Source organism: Variovorax sp. P4_D9 (assembly GCF_056401695.1).
Genome location: NZ_JBFUIU010000754.1, coordinates 1 through 4,252 on the forward strand (window position 1 = coordinate 1; position 4,252 = coordinate 4,252).

2 protein-coding genes and 3 pseudogenes are annotated in these 4,252 nt (G+C 59.9%); 4 read left to right on the forward strand and 1 reads right to left on the reverse strand.

Annotated elements, in window-relative coordinates:
- Window positions 1-169: pseudogene (locus AC1DY5_RS44405) on the reverse strand (IS630 family transposase); the annotation flags it as partial.
- 529 nt (window positions 170-698) lie between these two features.
- Between AC1DY5_RS44405 and AC1DY5_RS44410 the strand changes: the two are divergent.
- The 4 genes and pseudogenes from AC1DY5_RS44410 to AC1DY5_RS44425 form a co-directional block, all read left to right on the forward strand.
- On the forward strand, window positions 699-1,691 hold the full coding sequence (locus AC1DY5_RS44410; RefSeq protein WP_478120776.1) for a S1/P1 nuclease: 993 nt from the start codon (window positions 699-701) through the stop codon (window positions 1,689-1,691).
- 236 nt (window positions 1,692-1,927) lie between these two features.
- A pseudogene (locus tag AC1DY5_RS44415) lies at window positions 1,928-2,035 on the forward strand (IS6 family transposase); the annotation flags it as partial.
- Window positions 2,036-2,615: 580 nt separating this feature from the next.
- Entirely contained in the window at window positions 2,616-3,857 is a 1,242-nt protein-coding gene (gene ltrA / locus AC1DY5_RS44420; protein WP_478120777.1) for a group II intron reverse transcriptase/maturase, read from the forward strand.
- A 129-nt stretch (window positions 3,858-3,986) separates the two neighbouring features.
- A pseudogene (locus AC1DY5_RS44425) lies at window positions 3,987-4,211 on the forward strand (DDE-type integrase/transposase/recombinase); the annotation flags it as partial.
- Window positions 4,212-4,252 lie beyond the last annotated feature (41 nt).

A 4,252-nucleotide genomic window follows, 5' to 3' on the forward strand; every position in this document is an offset into this window, starting at 1 on the left:
CGTTGGCATGGTGTTTGAACCTCAGGGGTTCGCCGGTTTGTAGCTCAAAGCCGGCGAATGTCCATTTGAATGGCTGGGGTGCCTGGTTGCGTTGCGCTATGACGGCTTCGGTGCGTTCGCACAATTGCGCGATGGACGAATGACTGGCGTGGCGCAGGACGCGGCGCGCTCGGCCGCCCAGATCCCATCGCGCGGATTTACGGAACGTTGCGACCCCGGGAGAAACCGGTCCCCGGGCGCGTCAAAGCCAGGATCGACAGCCTGTACCGCGACTACGAATGTGAGTTGGTCTACCCACCCCCGCAGCCTCGGTCAATGCCCCGTCGGACTACTGGTGAAATGTCCGGGTTTGGACTCTCCCTGCCTTTCGCCGGCGTCTGTCATACGGCAAGTGTGCAGTGCGTTAGCCGACGTTGAGCGCCAGCATGTCGAAGGTCAAGTCTGGGCCAACGAGCGGTTGTGCTGGCATTCGCCGAGCGCGCCTGCGATCAACCGGCACACAGACCTTCAGCAGCTTCGTCGCACTCAATCGCGCAGACCTGGCGCCCAGTCGTCACCTCCTCCGTGATGAGACGCCGACTCATTTGTTTCGGCGTGCTGTATAGCTTCAGAGCGTGATTCCTCCTCCGGCGTGGGGTCGCTTCACAAGACTGAAGCGACTAGCCTCGATGGTCGTCACACATTTCAAGGAGAGTGCCATGTCAACGAGACTGTGCGCCCTGGCTTTCGGCTGCGCCGTGGCATGCGGAAGCACATTCGCCTACGGACCCGATGGTCACATGGCGGTGGGCTCCATCGCCGACGCGATGATCGCGGGAACTCCAACCGCCAAGGAGGTCCGCAAGATTCTTGGGAGCAATCTGCGCACCTCCTCGGTCTGGGCCGATTGCGCCAAGGGCGTGAGCCCCACGACCTTCAAGTATGGCGGCGAGGGCAGGTTCGCCGAATGCGCTATCTACGAGAACCCGGCCAGCGAGCGGCAGATGGAAGCCTTTGTGCGCCGCAACGTGGGCAACTGCACCTCGCGATTCAACACCGATCCCTGCCATAAGCAGTACCACTACACCGACGTCGCAGTGCAACGCGTGGCCTACGAGAAGGGACAGGTCGGAACCACCGACCAGGACGTCGTCTCGGCCATTGCCGCGACTATCGCGGTGCTTCAGGGCAAGCCGTGCCCGCCGCCCTTCAATATAACGAGCAAGAAGGAGGCATTGCGCCTGCTGTCTCACTACGTCGGCGACATCCATCAGCCGCTTCACGTGGTCGCCGTCTACGTAGATGCCACGGGAAAGGTGGTGGACCCGGACGAAGGCGCCTTCGACGCGAACACCGAAACGCACGGCGGCAACGACTTGCTCATCGGCTCGAAGAAACTCCACGGCGAATGGGACGCAGTGGCCTCGAGCCTTGCATCGCAGCCGCCATCGGCGGCCGTGATGAAGCTCGCGCGGGCTGTTCCCGTGAGCACGGGAGATATGTCGGGCTGGTCGACAGCATGGGCGACTGAAACGCTCACCGACGGAAAGGTCGCATTCGACGGCATCACGTACTCCGCCGAGGACGCGCATCATCACCACGCCATCAAGCTGCCCGCAGGCTACGCAAAGCTGAAGGCAGATGTCCAGCGCGAGGAGATCGCCAAGGCCGGTGGCCGGCTCGCGCAGGTGCTCACCGCGATTTGGCACTGAGCCACGATTGCGGCGCGACGCTCATCAACTCCTGCGCGGCAGCAGCGGGAGATCGCCGCAGTGCAGGAAGCAACCCGCATCTGCACGGCCCGTAGAGCGGCTGCTTTCCCGCAGGACTTCGCCGCGCGCTCGTCGGTTCTGTCAATAGCAATGAACTGGTGCTGGTACGCTGGGGGGTTAGATGATGACGGGGCAAAAAAAAGGTGATTGAAGCGCTGCGAAAGGTGATCAAGCGGATGCATTACCCGCTTGAGGTCATGCTGATCTGCGTGCGGTGGTATGCGGCCTACCCTCTGAGCTTTCGTCATATCGAGGAGATGATGGCCGAGCGCGGCGTGCTCGTTTTTCGAGCAGGCCATCGGCCTACACGGTGTGCCGGAGAAGATCACCATCGACAGTGTGTCCCGAACACGAACGGAAGTTCGTGGTGCTATGACTGAGATGGGAGTAGGCCTCCCGAAGCCGGCTTGCAGGAGCAGGCTTCAAACCGCCCAGTGCTGCTGCGTCCAAAAGGCGTGGTGGTGAGCGACTGAGGAAAAGTCATCCAGAAGGATGGCAGGTACGTGTTGAGAAGATGAACGAAAGTGAACCGTCCGATGACGCATCGTTAGTGATTCAAGGCGCTGTCAAAACTGAGGTTGTGTCGATACCTCAGGATCAGCCGGGGCGATACCTGTCTACGGACCCGGTGGCAGTCGGTGTATAGGCGGCATGATCTCAACACAGGCTCAGGCATGGAACGTGAGAACCTTGTTCTGGATGCTAAGGAAAATGACAAGTGGCGAACACCATGAGGAAGAATACCGATGCCGGAACAAGGGGCGGAGTTGCCCGTAGTAGTGATGAAGCTCTTGTAATGAGAGTGGAGCGAAGGGGCAGCGTCATCCTGCCGATGAAGGTCACCAACCTCCGGGGATGAGTGGCATGAAATCGGCAAAACCCTACTGCATTGCCAAACGCACCGTCTGGCAGGCGTACCAGCAAGTGAAGGCCAACCGAGGCGCTGCCGGCATCGACGATGAAACCATCGCTGAGTTCGAGCAGAACCTGTCGACGAATTTGTACAAGCTGTGGAATCGGATGTCGTCGGGGTCGTACCTGCCACCACCGGTCAAGCAAGTGGCAATTCCGAAGGCATCGGGCGGCACGAGAAAGCTAGGTGTGCCGACTGTCGCGGATCGCATTGCGCAGACTGTCGTGAAAATTCTCGTTGAACCGATCCTTGATCCGATATTCCATGCGGACTCCTATGGGTACCGACCTGGGCGCTCTGCCAAACAGGCGGTTGCCGCGACGCGAAAGCGCTGCTGGCAATACGACTGGGTGGTGGAGTTCGACATCAAGGCGGCGTTCGATCAGATCGATCATGGCTTGCTGCAAAAGGCGATCCGCAAGCACATCAAGGAAGACTGGATCCTGCTGTACATCGGACGATGGCTGACGGCTCCGTTCGAAACCGAGCAGGGTGCTCGCCTCACAAGGGATAGAGGCACCCCGCAAGGCGGTGTGATCAGTCCTATCTTGATGAACTTGTTCATGCACTATGCGTTCGACTGCTGGATGCAGCGCACGCTCGCGCATTGTCCTTTTGCTCGCTACGCTGACGACGCGGTGGTTCACTGCCGCACCGAGGAAGAAGCGACAGAAGTCATGCAGGCTATAGCCTCACGGCTGGCCGAATGCGGGCTGACGATGCATCCTGACAAGTCGAAGATCGTGTATTGCAAGGATAGCAACCGCAAGCAACGCCAAGCGAATGTGAGCTTCACATTTCTGGGCTTCACGTTCCGACCGCGCAAAGCGATGAGTCGGCAAGGCCGTCTGTTTACCAGCTTCCTTCCGGGAGTTAGTGCGGACGCCTTGAAACGCATGCGGGCGACGGTCAAGCGATGGCGGCTGCCTCAACAAACGCCAGGAACTCTGGCCGAGTTGGCGGAGCAATGCAACCCAACCGCGCGTGGATGGTGGAACTACTATGGTGCTTTTTATCCGACTGCCCTGCAGGGCTTGCGGCGGTACCTTGACCGCAAACTCGAGCGATGGGCGCGGCGCAAGTACAAGACATTGCGACGTCACGAGCGGCGCAGTGCTGAGTGGCTGTGCAACGTCAAGGATAAGCGGCCGACCATGTTCGAACACTGGCGCTGGGGGGCAGGGGTTGGATGACGGGAGCCGTGTAAATCGAGAGGTTTACGCACGGTTCTGCGAGAGACTCTGGGCGAAACTCCCGGGGTCTACTTACCAAAGCGGTGCCAACACGGCCCCATTCAAAGCATGCAGGCCGACTCCGGTGCGCCCATCGACATGCGCCAGTCGAAGTACCTCAACAACATCGTCGAGCAAGACCATCGGGCCGTCAAACGCATCGTGCGGCCGATGCTCGGCTTCAAGTCTTTCCGCTGCGCGCGAGCGCTCATTGCCGGCATCGAGACGATGCACATGATCAGGAAGGGGCAGATGGAATGTCTCGAAGGCCAAGCCTCGTCCGCAGCAACGAAGTTCTACTCGCTGGCTTGCTGAGCAACTCGAACAACGCGAACTTACTTGGCCCGGCACTGCTA

Bases quoted from the DNA above. Each gene is read 5' to 3' on its own strand.
- AC1DY5_RS44410 (WP_478120776.1), top strand. From the start codon at position 699: ATGTCAACGAGACTGTGCGCCCTGGCTTTCGGCTGCGCCGTGGCATGC.
- ltrA (WP_478120777.1), top strand. From the start codon at position 2,616: ATGAAATCGGCAAAACCCTACTGCATTGCCAAACGCACCGTCTGGCAG.